General features: G+C 71.7%; 15 protein-coding genes. 8 read left to right on the forward strand and 7 right to left on the reverse strand.

Annotated features, from left to right (window positions below; translation table 11 throughout):
- The first annotated feature begins 59 nt into the window (after positions 1–59).
- The gene (locus tag KV396_RS03515) at positions 60–749 is read left to right on the forward strand and encodes a DedA family protein (RefSeq protein ID WP_247956836.1); all 690 of its coding nucleotides are present in this window, start codon (positions 60–62) and stop codon (positions 747–749) included.
- A 129-nt stretch (positions 750–878) separates the two neighbouring features.
- On the opposite strand, the gene KV396_RS03520 is transcribed toward KV396_RS03515, so the two are convergent.
- Both KV396_RS03520 and KV396_RS16790 read right to left on the reverse strand, forming a co-directional pair.
- On the reverse strand, positions 879–1,196 hold the full coding sequence (locus KV396_RS03520) for a DUF2277 domain-containing protein (protein WP_247624625.1): 318 nt from the start codon (positions 1,194–1,196) through the stop codon (positions 879–881).
- A 115-nt stretch (positions 1,197–1,311) separates the two neighbouring features.
- The gene (locus tag KV396_RS16790; RefSeq protein ID WP_282185370.1) at positions 1,312–2,148 is read right to left on the reverse strand and encodes a helix-turn-helix transcriptional regulator; all 837 of its coding nucleotides are present in this window, start codon (positions 2,146–2,148) and stop codon (positions 1,312–1,314) included.
- 94 nt (positions 2,149–2,242) lie between these two features.
- Between KV396_RS16790 and hxlB the strand changes: the two genes are divergently transcribed.
- Positions 2,243–2,824 carry a 6-phospho-3-hexuloisomerase gene (gene hxlB / locus KV396_RS03530; protein WP_247624624.1) on the forward strand — a complete coding sequence of 194 codons (582 nt, stop codon included), beginning with the start codon at positions 2,243–2,245 and terminating at the stop codon, positions 2,822–2,824.
- 50 nt (positions 2,825–2,874) lie between these two features.
- Positions 2,875–3,498 carry a 3-hexulose-6-phosphate synthase gene (gene hxlA / locus KV396_RS03535; RefSeq protein ID WP_247624623.1) on the forward strand — a complete coding sequence of 208 codons (624 nt, stop codon included), beginning with the start codon at positions 2,875–2,877 and terminating at the stop codon, positions 3,496–3,498.
- A 192-nt stretch (positions 3,499–3,690) separates the two neighbouring features.
- On the opposite strand, the gene KV396_RS03540 is transcribed toward hxlA, so the two are convergent.
- A complete protein-coding gene (locus KV396_RS03540) occupies positions 3,691–4,779 on the reverse strand; it encodes an alkene reductase (protein WP_247956837.1) in 1,089 nt (362 codons plus the stop codon).
- 185 nt (positions 4,780–4,964) lie between these two features.
- Between KV396_RS03540 and KV396_RS03545 the strand changes: the two genes are divergently transcribed.
- The 5 genes from KV396_RS03545 to KV396_RS03565 are packed head-to-tail and all read left to right on the forward strand — an operon-like array spanning position 4,965 to position 8,876.
- Positions 4,965–5,744, forward strand: a complete 780-nt coding sequence (locus KV396_RS03545) for a glycosyltransferase (RefSeq protein ID WP_247956838.1) — start codon at positions 4,965–4,967, stop codon at positions 5,742–5,744.
- Positions 5,741–6,601, forward strand: coding sequence for an endonuclease/exonuclease/phosphatase family protein (locus tag KV396_RS03550; protein ID WP_247956839.1), 861 nt, complete (start codon positions 5,741–5,743; stop codon positions 6,599–6,601). The genes KV396_RS03545 and KV396_RS03550 overlap by 4 nt, the downstream gene beginning before the upstream one ends.
- Entirely contained in the window at positions 6,598–7,224 is a 627-nt protein-coding gene (locus KV396_RS03555; RefSeq protein ID WP_247633919.1) for a hypothetical protein, read from the forward strand. The genes KV396_RS03550 and KV396_RS03555 overlap by 4 nt, the downstream gene beginning before the upstream one ends.
- Complete coding sequence (locus KV396_RS03560) at positions 7,221–7,694, forward strand: DEAD/DEAH box helicase (RefSeq protein ID WP_247956840.1); 474 nt, start codon at positions 7,221–7,223, stop codon at positions 7,692–7,694. Before KV396_RS03555 ends, KV396_RS03560 begins: the two co-directional genes overlap by 4 nt.
- Before the next feature lie 24 nt (positions 7,695–7,718).
- Positions 7,719–8,876, forward strand: a complete 1,158-nt coding sequence (locus KV396_RS03565) for a DUF3553 domain-containing protein (RefSeq protein ID WP_247956841.1) — start codon at positions 7,719–7,721, stop codon at positions 8,874–8,876.
- A 74-nt stretch (positions 8,877–8,950) separates the two neighbouring features.
- Here KV396_RS03565 and KV396_RS03570 read toward each other — a convergent pair whose 3' ends face one another.
- The 4 genes from KV396_RS03570 to KV396_RS03585 form a co-directional block, all read right to left on the reverse strand.
- Complete coding sequence (locus KV396_RS03570; protein ID WP_247956842.1) at positions 8,951–13,120, reverse strand: PQQ-dependent sugar dehydrogenase; 4,170 nt, start codon at positions 13,118–13,120, stop codon at positions 8,951–8,953.
- A 197-nt stretch (positions 13,121–13,317) separates the two neighbouring features.
- Entirely contained in the window at positions 13,318–14,445 is a 1,128-nt protein-coding gene (locus KV396_RS03575) for a glycerate kinase (protein ID WP_247956843.1), read from the reverse strand.
- Between the two features lie 10 nt (positions 14,446–14,455).
- A complete protein-coding gene (locus KV396_RS03580) occupies positions 14,456–15,403 on the reverse strand; it encodes a sugar phosphate isomerase/epimerase family protein (protein ID WP_247956844.1) in 948 nt (315 codons plus the stop codon).
- A 13-nt stretch (positions 15,404–15,416) separates the two neighbouring features.
- Entirely contained in the window at positions 15,417–16,619 is a 1,203-nt protein-coding gene (locus KV396_RS03585) for a dihydrodipicolinate synthase family protein (protein WP_247956845.1), read from the reverse strand.
- Between the last annotated feature and the right edge of the window lies 1 nt (position 16,620).

Genomic DNA, 16,620 nt, shown 5'->3' on the forward strand with positions numbered 1-16,620 from the left:
GGTGCACGGGATAGCGTCGACGGGTACGACCACCGCGATCCCCGACACCTGAGGACACGATGAGCCGCATCGCCCCCGCCCTGGAAGCATCCGCCCCCGCCTACGACGGTTTCGTCGGGTGGGTGCTGAGCCTCATCGAATCGCTCGGGGAGGTGGGCGTCGGCATCGCGATCCTCATCGAGACGTTCGTGCCGCCGATCCCCTCGGAGGCGATCCTGCCGGTCGCCGGGTTCCTCGCCTACGAGGGCCGGATGAGCGCGTGGGGCGCGTGGGCGGCGGCCACTCTCGGCGTGCTCGTCGGCGCACTGATCTGGTACGCGATCGGCGCCGCGGTCGGGCGCGACCGCACGCGTCGGATCGTCGGGCGCATCCCCCTGCTCGACTACGAGGACTTCGATAAGGCCGAGGCGTTCTTCGCCCGCTGGGGCGGCGGGGCGGTGCTCTTCGGACGCTGCGTACCGCTCGTGCGGTCGTTCATCTCGATCCCCGCGGGCATCGAGCGCATGCCGCTGTGGAAGTTCACGCTCTACACGCTGATCGGCTCGGGCATCTGGAACGCGATCTGGATCGGTCTCGGCTTCGCGTTCGGCCCGGCCATCAAGCCGGTGCTCGAGGAGTGGAGCGGGCTCATCTCGAACATCGCGGTCGGGGCGATCGCGCTGCTGGTGCTGATCTTCATCGCCGTGCGCATCCGGCGGCGGCTGCGCGAGGGCTCGACGCGACGGATGCCGCAGCCCGACGCCGAGTGAGCCCTCCCCGAGCGACCCCTCCCGCGTGAGCCCTCCCCGAGCGACCCCTCCCCGAGTGCATCGATCGGTGCGAAATGTCGGTCATGGCGCCTCTTCGCCGACGTTTCGCACCGATCGATGCACGACGGGTCAGGCCTCGGCGGCGCGCGCGGCGCGCTTCGCGTCCTGGAACACCCGGATCGCCTCGTAGCGCTCCGCCGAGCGCGCCTGGCGCTTGGCGGCCTGCTCCTGACGGTTCTTCGGCGGCGCCGAGGTGACGAGTCCGTCGAGCAGACTCCGCACCGACCGCTCGATCTCGGCGATCGCCCGGTCGAACACCTCCTGGTTGGCTCGCGACGGAGCGTTCGTCCCCGAGATCTTGCGCACGAACTGCAGAGCGGCGTCGTGGCATTCGTCGTCGGATGCCGGGGGCTCGAGGTTGTTCAGGGGGATGATGTTGCGGCACATGCCAGCCAGGCTAGATCGCTGAGCGGCGGAGTCAAGGGGTGGCGGCGCGGCCACGGCATCCCGCGGATCCGACGCGCCCACCCGTTCGCACGGGTCCGCCCCTCCGAACGGGTGGTCAGCCGCGCGCGAGCGCCGCGAGCTCGACCCGCGACGTGGCCCCGGACTTGCGCAGCAGGTTCGAGACGTGGAACTTCACGGTGTTCTCGCTGACGCTGAGCGTGTGCGCGATCTCCCGGTTGCGTCGACCGGCGGCGATCAGCCGCAGAACGTCGCGCTCGCGAGGACTGGCGTCGATCGCGGCGGGCAGGTCGCCGGCATCCGCGGGTGGGTCGAGGGGCAGGCGGATGCCGACCTCCGACCCCCAGCCCGGCGTGGCCGACACCGAGAAGTCCCCGGCGAGGGCCGACACCTGCTCCCCGATCGAGCGCAGCGTGTCGTCGTGGGTGGTGAGGTCGCCGCGGCCGTCGTCGCGGATGCCGATGAGCAGGTTGAGGCCGTCGCAGTCCCACTGGATGCGCACGCGCCGGGTGTCGCCGCGGTCGACGATCGCCAGCACGGTGCTGCGCACGATGGCTCGTGCGGAGTGCGCGATGTCGCCGGGGAGAGCACGCCCGTTGGCGGGCGGTTCGACGAACTGCACGTCGAGCTCGCTGTACCGCACGAGTGGGCGCAGGTCTCCGCGCAGCCGTTCGAACGCCCCGGTGACCGGCTCGAGGCCCGCCCCCTGCTCGTCGTTCAGGGTGCGCAGCCCCACGAGGGCACCGGCGGCGACGTCGACCGCGATCGTGCGCGCCGCCCGGTCGTCGAGGCGGGTCGAGCGCAGCGTCGCGAGAAGGGACTCGAGCGTGAGCGCGTACCGGTCGCGCTGCTCGGCGAGCGCGCGGGAGTGGTCGGCGGTCAGGCGGCGCGACGTGGTCTGCGCGGTGCGGTCGGTGCGGTCGGTGGCGCTCATGGGCACCCACTCTATCCCGCCCCCTCCTTTCGGGTAGGGGGAACGGTCCCGAGGCAGGAGCGCCCCACGGTCGGATGCTGGCGAGGCTGGGTACATGCCCCTCACCGCCACCATCTCCCCGGGAGCGGCGATCTCCCTCGTCGCCAACGAGCTCCTGCACGCCGCCGAGCGCACAAGCGTCGCGAACGCACGACAGCTCGACGACCTCGCCGCCCTCCTCACCGACGCCGACCGCGTCTTCGTGATGGGCGCGGGCCGCTCGGGACTCGCGCTGCGCATGACGGCGATGCGCCTCATGCACCTGGGCCTCGAGGTGCACGTGGTGGGCGACACCACCACTCCCGCCATCGCGGCGGGCGACGTGCTGCTCACCGCGAGCGGCTCGGGCACCACGGAATCCATCGTGCGCGCGGCCACCCGCGCCTCCGAGATCGGCGCACGCGTCGGCGTGATCACCACCGCCGAGTCGTCGCCCCTCTCCGACCTCGCCGACGTGCGCGTGCGGGTGCCCGCGGCTCAGAAGCTCGACCGCAGCGCCGAGGCATCCGCTCAGTACGCGGGCGGCCTGTTCGAGCAGATCGTCGTCGTGATCGGCGACGGGCTCTTCCACGCGCTCTGGCAGCGCCAGGGATCGAGCGCCGACGAGCTGTGGCCGCGGCACGCGAACCTCGAGTGACCCGCACCGCCCCTCACCCCTCGAACCATCCCCAGAAGAACGGAACACCCATGAAGCTGCAGTTCGCCATCGACACCCTCAGCACCGAGAAGGCCCTGGAGCTGGCCGCGGCCGCCGCGGCGCACGTCGACATCCTCGAGCTCGGCACGCCCCTCATCAAGAGCGAGGGCCTGTCGGCGATCACCGCGCTCAAGGAGGCGCACCCCGACAAGGTGATCTTCGCCGACCTCAAGACGATGGATGCCGGTGAGCTCGAGGCCGACATCGCTTTCGGCGCGGGCGCCGACCTCGTGACCGTGCTCGGCGCCGCCGACGACAGCACCATCGCCGGTGCCGTCAAGGCCGCGAAGAAGCACGGCAAGGGCATCGTCGTCGACCTGATCGGCGTCGCCGACAAGGCCGCCCGCGCCCAGCAGGTCATCGGCCTCGGCGCGGAGTTCGTCGAGATGCACGCCGGCCTCGACGAGCAGGCGCAGGAGGGCTACTCCCTCGACAGCCTCCTCACCGACGGCGCGGCATCCGGCGTCGCGTTCTCGGTCGCGGGTGGCGTGAATGCGTCGAGCATCGCCGCGGTGCAGGCATCCGGCGCGCAGGTCGCCGTCGCCGGCAGCGCGATCTACAGCGCCGACAACGTCGGCGACGCGGCGGCAGCGCTGCGCGCGGCGATCGTCTGACGGTCTCCCCACCCCTCGCGCGCCCTCTTGCGAGCGCATCGATCGGTGCGAAATGTCGACTTCCAGTCCCCAGAATCGACGTTTCGCACCGATCGATGCATTTCCGGATGCCGTCGGGTCAAGAAACAGCGAGCGGATGCCGTCGGGCCTCGAAACAGCGAGCGGATGCCGCCGGGCCTCGACGTGCGCGCGTCAGGCCTCCGAGCGCGACTCCTCGAGCGACGGGTAGTCGGTGTAGCCCTCCGCGGTCGAACCGTAGAACAGCTCGGGACGGGGCTCGTTGAGCTCGGCCCGCGTGCGCCAACGCTCGACGAGGTCGGGGTTGGCGATCACGGGGCGCCCGGCGGCGACGGCATCCGCCCAACCCTCGTCGACGAGCTCCACGGCCTCCTCACGGGTGGTCGGGGTCGCGAAACCGGAGTTGACGATGAGCGGGGCCTTCGACGCCGCCCGGATCGCCTGCACCAGATCGGCGCGCGGGTCGGCGTTGAGCACGTCGACGAACGCGAGTCCGAGGGCGGCGAGACCGTTCGCGACGGCGGTGTAGGTCGCCCGCACGTCGGCATCGTCCTCTTCGAGCACGCCCTGGATGTTGTGCTGGGGAGAGAGACGGATGCCGGTGCGCTCCGCGCCCACCGCCGCCGCGACGGCGCGGGTCACCTCGACGGCGAAGCGCGCACGGTTCTCGGGGGATCCACCGTAGGAGTCGTCGCGGACGTTCGACACCGGCGAGAGGAACTCGTGCACGAGGTAGCCGTTGGCGCCGTGCACCTCGACCCCGTCGAAGCCGGCCGCGATCGCGTTGCGCGCCGCCTGGGCGAACTGCTCGATCACCACGGGGATCTCGTCGAGGGTCAGCGCGTGCGCGACGGGCAGGTCGACCTTGCCCTCGGGCGTGCGGGTCTGGCCCGGAGCGGCGAGTGCACTGGGGCCGACGACACGGTCCTCGCCCGAGATGAGCGGGTGCGAGACGCGTCCTCCGTGCATGAGCTGCATGACGATCGTCCCCCCGGCCGCGTGCACGGCGTCGGCGACCCGACGCCAGCCCTCGATCTGGGCGGGGGTGACGATGCCCGGCTGACCGGGGTACGACTTGCCCTCGGCCGCGGGCCACACACCCTCACTGATGATCAGGCCCTGGCCCGCGCGCTGGCGGTAGTACTCCACCATCGTGTCGGTGGGCACGCCGGCGTCGTCTGCGCGCGTGCGGGTCAGCGGCGCCATGACGACGCGGTTGGACAGGTTCAGGGCACCGAAGACGGCGGGATCGAAAAGACTCACACCGGGAGTCAAGAGGCGTCGGTCCTTCCGTATTCCCGATGGCGGTTCCCGATGGCGGTGCCCGATAGCGGCGGGATCGGCGGGCGTCAACCCGATGCGCCACTCCGCGCCGCCCGCCTACCGTGGGACGAGACGATCACGCCGAGGATCTCGACGACGATCGGCACCACGGGAGACGGGAACCGATGCAACCGCCGCGCACGCTGACCACCTCGATCGTGATCCCGGTTAAGGACGACGCGGATCTCCTCGCCCTCTGCCTCGCCGCGCTCGCCGGTCAGACGACGCCGGCGGACGAGATCGTCGTGGTCGACAACGCATCCAGCGACGCATCCGCCGTCGTCGCCCGCGCGGCCGGTGCCCGCGTGATCACCTGCGCCGACCCCGGCATCGGCGCCGCCGCGGCCGCCGGGTACGATGCGGCGCACGGCGATCTGATCCTTCGCCTGGATGCCGACTGCGTCCCGGGCGCGGGATGGGTGGACGAGGTCTCGCGCGCTTTCGCCGCCGCGCACGACGTCGCCGCGTTCACCGGTCGGGCGCACTTCACCGACGGCCCGAGCGCTCTCCGCGCTCCCCTGGCCGCGCTGTACCTCGGCGCCTACGCGGCCGTGACCGGGCTGGCGCTCGGACACCGCCCCCTGTTCGGTTCGAACCTCGCATTCCGCCGCGACGCCTGGCTCGCGGTGCGCGACGAGGTGCACCGCCAGGACCCCGAGGTGCACGATGACCTCGACCTCGCCTTCCACCTCGGCGAGAGACACCGCATCCGCGCGCTCCCCGGACTGTCGATGGGCATGTCGATGCGCCCGTTCACCGGCGGCCACTTCGGCCGGCGCGTGCACCGCGGCATGCGCAGCGTGCTCGTGCACTGGCCGCACGACTTCCCGCCGCTGCGGTGGGCACGGATGCTCGCCCATCGCACCCGCCGACGCACGTCGTCGCCCCGCGGGAGCCGCCGATGAACGCCGACGCGACGCTCATCGGCCCGACCGCCCCGCCGGAGCTGCACGTGATGACGCTCAACGTGCGCCGCGCGATGGAGGGGCCGCTGATCGCGCGCGCCGATCGCTGGAGCACGCGTGCTCCCGCCGTGCATGCGCTCCTCACCTCGGAGCGCCCGACGCTGCTGGGGGTGCAGGAGGCGCTGCCCCGCGTGATGCCGTCGATCCGGAGAGCGCTCGGCGACGGCTACCGGTCGCTGGGACGCGGACGCGGGCGCGGGGGAACGGGAGAGGGCACGCCGCTGCTCTACGACGGCACGCGCCTGCAGCTCGTCGACGGCGGCCAGCGGGCGCTGTCCGACCGCCCCGACGTGCCGGGTTCGACCGGGTGGGGCAACGCCATCCCGCGCATCGCCGTGTGGGCCGAGTTCGTCGACCGCTCGACCGGAGCGCGCCTGCTCGCCGTGAACACGCACCTCGACCCGTTCTCGCGGCGATCGCGGCGCCGATCGGCCGCGGACATCGCCGCATTCGTCCGGGAGCGGGGCATCCCCGCCGTCGTGACGGGCGATCTCAACGCCGATGTCCGCTCGGCCTCGGTGCGCGCGCTGTTCGACGGAGAACGGCTGACCGATGCCCGGGCCGTCGCCGACGTGCACCTCTCCCCGCACTGGGGGACCTACACGCATTACCGACGCCCCCGGGTCGGGGACCGCCGCATCGACGCGATCGCGGTCACTCCCGGCGTGCAGGTGCGCGCGGTGGGGGCGAATGCGCGCACCTTCGACGGGGTGCATCCGTCCGACCACCTCGCGGTGCAGGCGGTGATCCGCGTCGGCGCCGTCGACGCGAGCAGTGCGAGGAGAACGACACGATGAAGGAAGACTTCCTGCGCCCGCCGCGCACCGCGGCGGAATGGGCGGCCGACGGCCTGCGCGTCGTGGGGGTGCTGGCGGTGATCGCCGCGGCGGTGTGGCTGAAGCCCACCGATGCGGGCATCGCCGCCCTCGCGCTGCCCGCGCTCATGCTGCCGCGGATGCTGGGACTGCGAGCGTGGTTCGACGTCGTCGCGTGCGCCACCGTGCTCGTCGCGGCCTGGAGCAACGTCTTCGACCTCTACCGGACGATCACCGGGTGGGATCTGCTGCTGCACGGCGTGTGCACGGGGGTGCTCGCGGTCATCGCCGCCGTCGTGCTCGAGCGCTGCGGCGTCGTGGCCCTCACCCTCGACACCGGTGCCCGACCGCGCACGCCGCTCGTGCTGCTCCCCCTCATCGCCCTCGCGATCAGCGCGGTGTGGGAGATGATCGAGTGGCTCGGCTGGGCGTTCCTGAGCGACGAGATCTTCGTGACCTACCAGGACACGATCGGCGACATGGTGTTCGGCGGGCTCGGCGGCATCCTCGCCGGGGTCCTGCTGGCCCGCGTGCGACTGGCGCGCCGTCCCTCGCCCGAAACCGCGGGCGCCCTGCCAGCCACGAACGGAGGATCCCACCCGTGAGCTGCACCCTCACCCTCGCCGAGACACGGCAGACCGCCCGCGAGGCGTTCGGTTGGTCCGCCCTCCTGCCGGGTCAGGCCGAGGCCATCCAGGCCGTCGTCGGCGGACGCGACACGCTCGTCGTTTTCCCGACCGGCGCCGGCAAGTCGGCGGTCTACCAGATCGCCGGACTCGAGCTCGGGGGCGTCACACTGGTGATCTCTCCTCTTCTCGCCTTGCAGCGCGACCAGGTCGCATCGATCGACCACGCCCCGGATGCCCCGGCCGCCGTCGCGATCAACTCGCGCACCTCGGCCCGGGCCGTGCGCGAGGCCTGGGCGGCGGTGGAGAGCGGTGAGCCGGTGTACCTGTTCCTCGCGCCCGAGCAGCTCGCCCGATCCGAGGTGCGCGACCGTCTCCTCGCCGCCAGCGTGGGGCTGGTCGTCGTCGACGAGGCCCACTGCGTGTCGGCGTGGGGGCACGACTTCTGACCCGACTACGCGCGCATCGGCGACATGGTCGACGCCCTCGGGCATCCGCCGGTGCTCGCCCTCACCGCTACCGCCTCCTCGCCCGTGCGCGACGACATCGTCGAGCGTCTGGGCATGCGCGATCCGCACCTCGAGATCCGCGGAATGGACCGCCCCGAGATCCATCTCGCGGTGCGCCGCTACGAGGACGACGCGCAGAAGCGCCGAGCCGTCGTCGACGATGCCGCGGACGAGGCCGGTGCCACGCTCGTCTACGTCGCGACCCATAAGGAGACGCGCGAGTACACCGAGGCGTTGACCGAGCGCGGACGGCGGGCCGCGGCGTACCACGGCGGCATGTCCGCGCGGGATCGGGAGGCGGTGCACGCCGCGTGGAGCGCCGGGCGGCTCGACGTCGTGGTCGCCACGTCGGCCTTCGGCATGGGGATCGACAAGCCCGACGTGCGCCGCGTCGTGCACGCCGACGTCACCGAGTCGCTGGACTCCTACGCCCAGGAGATCGGCCGGGCCGCGCGCGATGGAGAGCCGGCGCACGCCGTGCTGCACTACCGTCCCGAGGACTTCTCCGTGCGGTCGTTCTTCGCCGGGGGACGCACCCGACCCGCCGAGGTGAGAGCGGTCTGGGCCGCCCTTCGGCGTGCCGACGGACCCGCGCGCACCACGGCGATCGGCGATGAGGCGGGCCTGACGGCGCGGGCAGCCGGACGCGTGCTCGGATCGCTCGTCGAGATCGGTGCCGCGGCATCCGCTGCGCAGGGATTCACCGCGGCGGATCGCCGCACGCCCGCCGCGATCGTGACGGCCGTGCGCGAGCACGAGGAGGCGCAGAGACGGATCCGCGAATCGCGCATCGCGATCATGCGCGGCTACGCCGAGGCGGTGCGCTGCCGCCGCATCGCCCTGCTGGAGTACTTCGGTGTCGAGGCCCCGGAGGCGTGCGGGGCGTGCGACCGCTGCGACGCGGGAGAGACGAGCTCCTCTCCCCGATCGACATCGGGGGATGCGAGGAACGACCGGGATGCCGGCGACATCCGCCCCGACGACGCCGTGCAGCACCGCGAGTGGGGCGTCGGCACGGTCGTCAGCGTCGAGGACGATCGGATGACGGTTTTCTTCGCGGAGCAGGGCTACCGCGTCGTCGCCCGTGAGGCGCTGGAGCGCGGGATCCTCGACGTCGCCTGATGCGCGCCGAGACCCACCACCCCCGACGTGTGGGGTGATGGGTCTCGGCGGTGGTGATGGGTCTCGCCGCAGGATCACGGCACGAGCGTGAACCTCACCTCCGTCGCGTTGCCGGCCACGTCGAGCACGACGAGGGTGTTCTCCCCGGCGACGGCACCGAAGCGCCCGGCCTTCACCGCGTTCAGATCCGACCACGCGTTGTCGGTCAGGTCGGTCGTCACACCGTTCAGCACCACGCGGTCGACCTTCAGCGCGTCGTACAGCTTGAACGACACCACTTTGTACGCCCGCTCCTGGCCCGCGCCCTTCGACTCGGGCTTGGCCGTGACGGTGGGCGGCGTGACGTCGAGCGTGAAGGTCACCGTCGTCTCGTTGCCCGCCGCGTCGCGCACGACCAGGGTGTTCGCGCCCTCCACCGCGCCGAAAACCCCGGGCTTCACACCATTGAGGTCGGACCAGACGGCATCCGTCACGTCCTTCTCGACGCCGTTGAGCGCGAGGCCTGCGACCAGCCCCTCGTCGTGCAGCTTGAACGAGACCTTCGAGTAGACGCCGTCACGGCCCACCGTCGCCCCGGCATCCGTCTTGACCGTCACGGCCGGAGCCGTGGCGTCGGTCGCAGCCGCCGTGACCGTCAGGTCGCGCAGGCGCCCGAAGTTGTCGAACGAGCCGAAGCCCACCCGCCCCTCGGGGAACGTGGTGTCGGTCGCGGTGAGCAGCGGGGTGTCGAGTCCGTCGAGATAGACGGCCACCTCACCCGTGTCGCAGCGCACCACACGCACGTCGTGCCACTCCTCGTCGGTGATCGCCGGCGGGGCGCCGACCGTGCCGTCCCACTGATCGTCGACCCGCACGCGGTCGGCGTTGTTCACGGTGAAGATGCCGTTGTGCGGGTAGATCGTGTTGTCCTTCGACAGGTGCACGTACGAGTACTCGGTGTCGGACTTCCACCCGAACACGATGATGACGTCGCGGTTGTTGACCGACGCCTTCTCATCGATGCGCACCTGGGCCGAGAGATCGAACGACCCGAGCTCGGGACCCTCGTTCAGCACGGCGTACTCGAAGGGACGACGGATGCCGTCGTTCGGGTTCGTGCCCGCCTCGGTGAGCACGATCTGATCGCCGGGGAAGTCCCACTTCGCCGGCGTGCGCGGTGCCCAGTTCTCCTCACCCATCACGTCGGTGATCACCTGCCCGTCGGGCGTGCAGGCGGCCGGGGCCGGCGGCTCGACGGGCGGAACCGCGTAGAGCGCGTACTGCGCCGCGATCTGCTCGGCGGTCGGCACCGTGTCGAGCAGCATCACGTCGTCCATGCGGCCGTGGAACGGGTTGGCCTCGCGCGTGTTCTGCGGGAAGCTGCCGCCGATCTTGATGCCCGCGGGCGTGGTGTCGCTCGTCGCGCCCCCACCCCACGGGTTCGCCGCGGTGTACCGCCCGGCGAGTTCCTCGCCGTTCATGTACAGCTTCATCTCGCCGCCGGCGAAGTCGAAGGTGGCGGCGAGATGCACCCACTGCCCCTTCTTCAGGATCTCGTCCCACGGCAGGTCGGCCGCGAACGTCCACGACCCCGCCCCGTCGACCCGGCGACCGAGCGCGACGAGCTTGAGCTCGCCGTCGACCGTGATGACCTCGAGCAGCGCGCGCACCGCATGGCCGTCGGAAGTGCCGGTGAGCACGCCCGCGAGACCGATCGCGTTGTAGACGTCGTCGGGGTTGGCGGTGCCGGAGTTCAGCGCCGGATGATCGCCGGTGGGCTTGAACCAGCCCATCACCGAGATCTCCTCGGCACCGGCGAAGTCACCGAGCGAGTCGACGCCCGCGGCGTCGTAGACCCCCGCCTTCCAGTCGTCGTTCGAGGCCGTCGTCGGGCTCATCTGCTGCGTCTGCAGCGCCTTGCCCGCCCCCGGGTACGCCCGGTCGGCGACCCGCTGCTCGACGCCGCCGTTGATCAGCGCGATGTCGGTGCCCGAGCGCCCCTGGTCGACCTCGACCGTCGGGTCGGCGCCCGGGTGGTCGAAGTCGTGGTGGGTGACGACGTTCGGTGCCAGCTCGGGCAGCACGAACGGCGACGACGGGCCCGCCTCGCGGGCGCCCGTCACCTTCCAGATCTTGCCGTTCGCCTTCGAGACGAGGTACAGCTCGCCGTCGGCATCCGATCCGAAGCGCAGGTCGACGCGCGTGTCGCCCACCAGCTCCTGGAAGGTGGTCTCCTCGCCGTCCTCGAACACCCGCAGCTGCTCGATCGTGGCGAGATCGTCGATGTCGCCCGCGTTGCGGACCATCTCGTCGGCCTGCGTCGAGAGCACCCATCCGCGCACCAGATCGGTGAAGAGGTACCGGCCCTGCAGCGCCTCGATGTCACCGCGGTAGACGAAGCCGCCGTTCACGGCCACGCCCGCGTCACCGGTCTGGCCGGGGTCGCGGTTGTGGTCGTAGGCGGCGACCGGGTAGGTGAAGCCGAACTCGGCGTCGTTTTCGGGCAGCGGGAAGATCTGCCGGTTCTCGGCGAGGAACGAGCCCTCGCGCACCGACCAGCCGAAGTTGTCGCCCGGCTCGACGGCGTAGATCGACTCGACCTGCCACTCGCCGATGTGGGCGAGGTACATGGTGTGGTCGCCCTCGGGATCCCAGCTGATGCGGTGCGGGTCGCGCAGACCCACCGCGTAGATCTCGGGCAGCGCGTCCGCGTCGTCGAGGAACGGATTGTCGGCGGGGATGCCGTACGCGCCGTTCTCGCTGTCGTCACCGGTCGGGTCGATGCGCAGCACCTTGCCCTGCGGGGTGGCGAGATCCTGCGGGTTGCCGTTGCCGACGCCGTTACCGCCGTCGCCGACGAGGATGTACAGGATGCCGTGCTCGGCGGTGCCTTCGGCAGCCGTCGGGTTGAACGCGATCTGCTGCACCGTGTGCACGCGTCCGCCGAAGGGGATGCGCATGACCTCGCGGTGCGTGCCGGAGAACGTCTCCGCCGAGGGGTCGGATGCCGTCCACTCGGTGATCACGCTGTGGAACTGCGTGTTGCCGTAGGCCGGGAAGTCCGGGGTGTCCTCGGTGAGGGCCGTGCCGCCCTCGGTGTGCACGGTGTAGAAGAGCCCGTTCTCGGCGAAGTCCGGGTGGAACTCGGCCGCGCCGAGTCCCGTGCCCAGCCCTGCGCTGTTGTGGAAGTTATCGACGAACTCGTCGCGCACGTTGAGATACGGAACGTACTCGCCCGACTCCTTGTCGACGAGGTACAGGATCGCGTTGTTGTCGGGCACCATCAGGCGGCCCGAGTCGTCGGGGACCTCGTCGAGGTGCGTGATGCGGTTGTGCCGCACCAGACGCGGGTCCTGCGTGGCCGGGGTCGTCGTCGACTCGGGCAGCTGGGCGAGCTCGGTGACCTCGATGCCCAGGCTCGAGAGCTCGGGGTCGGGCAGCGGGTTCAGCAGCGGCTCGGTGGGGGTCTCCCCGGGAGCACAGTCGCCCTCGTTGCCGGTGGCGATCGCGAGGTTCTCGCCCGTCGTGTCGACCGCGACGTCGTCGAGCAGCAGACGCCCGGTGCTGGTGGCGCCGTTCTTCCAGAAGAAGCGGTCGAGGTCGCCGTTCACGGCCTGACGGAAGCCGAACTGCTGCTCGGTGCCCTCGGGCAGGCGGGTGATCTCGTCGTAGGCGCCGCCCTGGCTGTAGACGGCGACCTTGTCGGTGGCGTTGTCGGCGACGATCCAGACGCACTGCCAGGCGTCGCGCGACCAGACGCCGGCGGACTTGAACGCGTTGCCGTCGCGGACGCGCAGCACGTCGTCGTTCTGGTTGTTCACGTATGCGCGGCTGTGCGTGTAGTCGTTCGGGGCGTCGACGTCGGTCAGGCCGAACGAGGTGTCGACGCTGCCCGTGCGCAGGAAGCGGAAGAACAGCGTGCCGGTCGTTCCCTCGGCGATCGCCGGGATCTCGCGGAACGCCTGCTGCCCGCCGCCGACCGACTCGACGACCTGGTTGTTGCCGTTGAGCGGATCGGCGACGACGCGGGGAGCAGCGGATGCCGTCCACCCGTCCTGCCCGTTCAGCGCCGAGCGCTCGTAGCCCTCGAAGTCGATCACCTCGGGGAACGTGGCATCGGCCGTCGCGGGGGTGGCGGCGAGCAGGGTGCCGATCATGGCCGCGGCGATGGCGGCCGCCCCGGCTCTGCGGTGGCGCCTCCCGCCCGGTGGCACGGCATCCGTTCGCCGGTGCGCGCTCGTCGACCGTGTGTTTCGCTTCTGCATCAGAGACCTCTCAACGTCATCGTCGTGTGGTGTCGTGCCGGTGTGGTGTCGCGCTCCTCCCCGGGGCGGCACTGCAGAGGGGAGGGCGATCAGCGGTACGGAAGCGCATGCGTAAGCGCTTTCGCAACCGCTTTCGTCGAGGCTAGCGTGGAGGGTGGAGTGAGGCAAGGGTCATCTGCCGGAGACTGCGGCCGCGGTCAGCCCAGCGAGCGCGCGAGCACTGCCCCGGCATCCCGCAGCCAGCGCGCCGGGTCCTGCATCGCGGCCTCGCCCGATCCCGCGAGCTCGGTCAACGAGGCATGCGCGGCGAACGCCGAGGTGTCGGCATCCGCATCGATCCGCCCGGCCACGAGGAGAGCATCGACCCCGGCGTCGACCGCAATCGCCGCGACGTACGAGGGCACCTTGCCGGCGCCCGACTGCCCGTCGAACGCGCCCTCGCCGGTGATCACGACGGTCGGACCGACAGCGGATGCCTCGGCCAGCGCACCCGGGAGCCCCACGAGTTCGCCGACCTCGGCCGAACCGGCCACGAGTCGCGCACCCCAGGCCAGCAGGCCGAAACCGGTGCCTCCGGCCGCGCCGGCACCCGGGGTCTCGGAATCAGCCGGCAGCAGAGCGGCGAGCCGCGCGAGCGCCGCATCAGCGCGCTCGATTGCATCGCCCGCGAGCCCCTTCTGCGGGCCGAACACCGCCGCCGCCCCGAGCGATCCCACCAGTGGATTCGTCACGTCGCTGAGCACGAGAACGCCACCCGGGGGCAGAGCGCGCAGCCCGGTCAGATCGACGGACGCGAGCTCGGCGAGCCCGCGGGCACCGACCGCGATCGGCGCCCCGGACGCGTCCAGGAACCGCGCGCCCAGCGCCGTCAGCATCCCGGTCCCGCCGTCGGTCGACGCACTCGACCCGATCCCGAGCACGAGGCGCGAGACCCCGGCGTCGAGGGCGGCGGCGATCGCCTGTCCGAAGCCGAGCGTGTGCGCCTCCTCCCCGATGCGCCGCTCGCCGAGCAGTTCGATGCCGCTCGTCGAGGCGAGCTCGACGACACCCGTGCCGCCCGGGGCGTCGGGCGTCGCCGGCAGCCTCAGCCACGCGGCATCCGTGGGCGCACCGTCCGGACCCGTCACCCGTACCGGCACGCGCACCGCACCGTCGACCGCGGCGGCGAAGGCATCGACCGTGCCCTCTCCCCCGTCGGCCATCGGCCGCAGCACCACACGATCGCCGGGGCGCACCGAGCCCCACCCCGCGGCGAGCGCGGCGGCGACCTCGGCGGCACCGATCGTGCCCTTGAAGCTGTCGGGGGCGAAGACGACGGTGTGCACGCTCTCGACCCTATGCCGGTCGAGAAGGGGCCGGTCGAGAAGGGGCCGGTCGAGAAGGGGCCGGTCGAGAAGGGGCGGCGCGAGAGTCCGCCGGCGCGAGGAACGGCGAGACGCTGCGCCCGAAGGTCTCGGCCGTGCGCCGCACGACGGCGGCCGGATCGTCGGCCCAGATGTCGGCGTGGAAGATCTCGACCTCGACGTCGCGGTCGTACCCGGTGGCGACCACGGCCTCGGTGAGGGTGCGCAGGTCGATCACGCCCTCGCCCGGATAGTGCCGGCTGAGCAGCACGTCGGCGGGCAGCGGGGTCTTCCAGTCGCACACCTGATAGGTCGCGATGCGCCCCTCGCGTCCGGCGCGGGCGATCTGGGCGAGCACGTCGGGGTCCCAGAAGATGTGGAACGTGTCGACGGCGGCACCCACCACCTGCGGGTCGAAGTCGGCGGCGATGTCGAGCGCCTGCCCGAGGGTCGAGACGACGCAGCGGTCGGTCGCGAACATCGGATGCAGCGGCTCGATCGCGAGCGTCACCCCCGCTTCTGCGGCGTAGGGCGCGAGATCGCCGATCGCATCGCGCACCCGCTCGCGGGCTCCAGCGATGTCGCGCGAGCCCTCGGGCAGCCCGCCGGCGACGAGCACCAGCACGGCGGTCGATCCGGCAGCACCGGCGGCGGCGAGCGCCGCCGTCTCGTCGATCGCGACGCGGTTGTCGTCGAGCGATGCATGCCGGGCGTCGCCGTCGGGCACCGTGAAGAATCCGCCGCGGCAGTGGGTCGTGAAACGCAGTCCCGAGTCGGCGAGCATCGCCGCCGCGGTCTCGAGCCCCACGGCCTGCACGGGCTCGCGCCACAGACCGATCGCCTCGATGCCGGCGTCGCGCGTGACGTCGAGGGCGGTGCGGAGGTCGGCGTGCTTGATGGTGGCCTGGTTGATCGACAGACGGGGATCGGGCGCGGTCATGCGAGCACTCCATTCATGCGAGAACACCGTTCAGCTTCAGCAGCGCGTGCCAGCGGCCGGCCGCGAGGTCGGGGTTCTCCAGCGCGCGCGCCTCGTTGGCGAGCTCGACGATGCGCGACAGGTGCGGCAGGCTGCGCGCGGAGTGCAGGCCGCCGACCATCTGAAACGCGGGCTGGTGACCGTTCAACCACGACACGAACGCGACGCCCGTCTTGTAGTAGAAGGTCGGCGCCGCGAAGATCTGCCGGCTCAGCGCCTCGGTCGGGCCGAGGATCTCGAGGTAGCGGCCGGGGTCGCCGGCATCCAGCGCCTGGATCGCCGCCGAGGCCGACGTCGTCAGTGCCGCGAAGGCTCCGAGCAGCGCGTCGGAGTGCCGACGCGGCTCGGCCGCCTCGCTCACGGGCTGCGCGGCGTCCGGCACGTCCGCTCCACCGATGAGGCCGACGTAATTGAAGTCGTCGCCGGTGAACATGCGCACGCCCTCCGGCAGGCGGTCGCGCACAGCGACCTCGGATGCCGCGTCGAGCAGGCTCATCTTGACGCCCGACACCTTGTCGGGATTCTCGCCGATGATCTCGATCAGCACATCGGATGCCGCGCGCCAGTCGTCCGACCCGAAATACCCCTGCAGCACGGGGTCGAAGGCGGTGCCGAGCCAGTGCAGCACGACCGGGGTCGTCGCCGCCCCCAGCACCTCGCGGTACACCCGACGGTAGTCGTCGGCCGACCGGGCGGCGCGTGCCAGGTGGCGCGACGCCATGATCACGGGGCCGGCACCCTGCTCCTCGGTGAAGTGCAGCTGCGTCTTGTAGGCGTCGATCACGGCATCCACCGTGATCTGCTCGTCGTCGACGTGGTCGGTGTTGACCCCGACGACGACCGCACCGCCCTCCTCGCGGGCGACCGCGGCCGAGCGCGAGATCAGCTCGCGGGTGGCCGCGGCATCCAGTCCCATGTTTCGCTGGGCGGTGTCCATCGCGTCGGCCACGCCCAACCCCCACGCGTAGGCGTGGCGGCGGAAGGCGAGCGTCGCATCCCAGTCGATCTCGGCGGGACGCCCCGGGGTGTTGTCTCCCGCGACCTTCGGCACGACGTGCGCCGCGGCGTAGGCCACGCGGCTCCGCAACGGGCCGTCGGGGCGGGTGTAGGCGGGCGCCTCGGACAGCTCGACCTGCGAGGTCGAGCCGTCCGGGGCGAGCAGGGTGAGCGCGCCCATG

The sequence above is a fragment of the Microbacterium galbinum genome (assembly GCF_023101185.1).
GTDB lineage: Bacteria > Actinomycetota > Actinomycetes > Actinomycetales > Microbacteriaceae > Microbacterium > Microbacterium galbinum.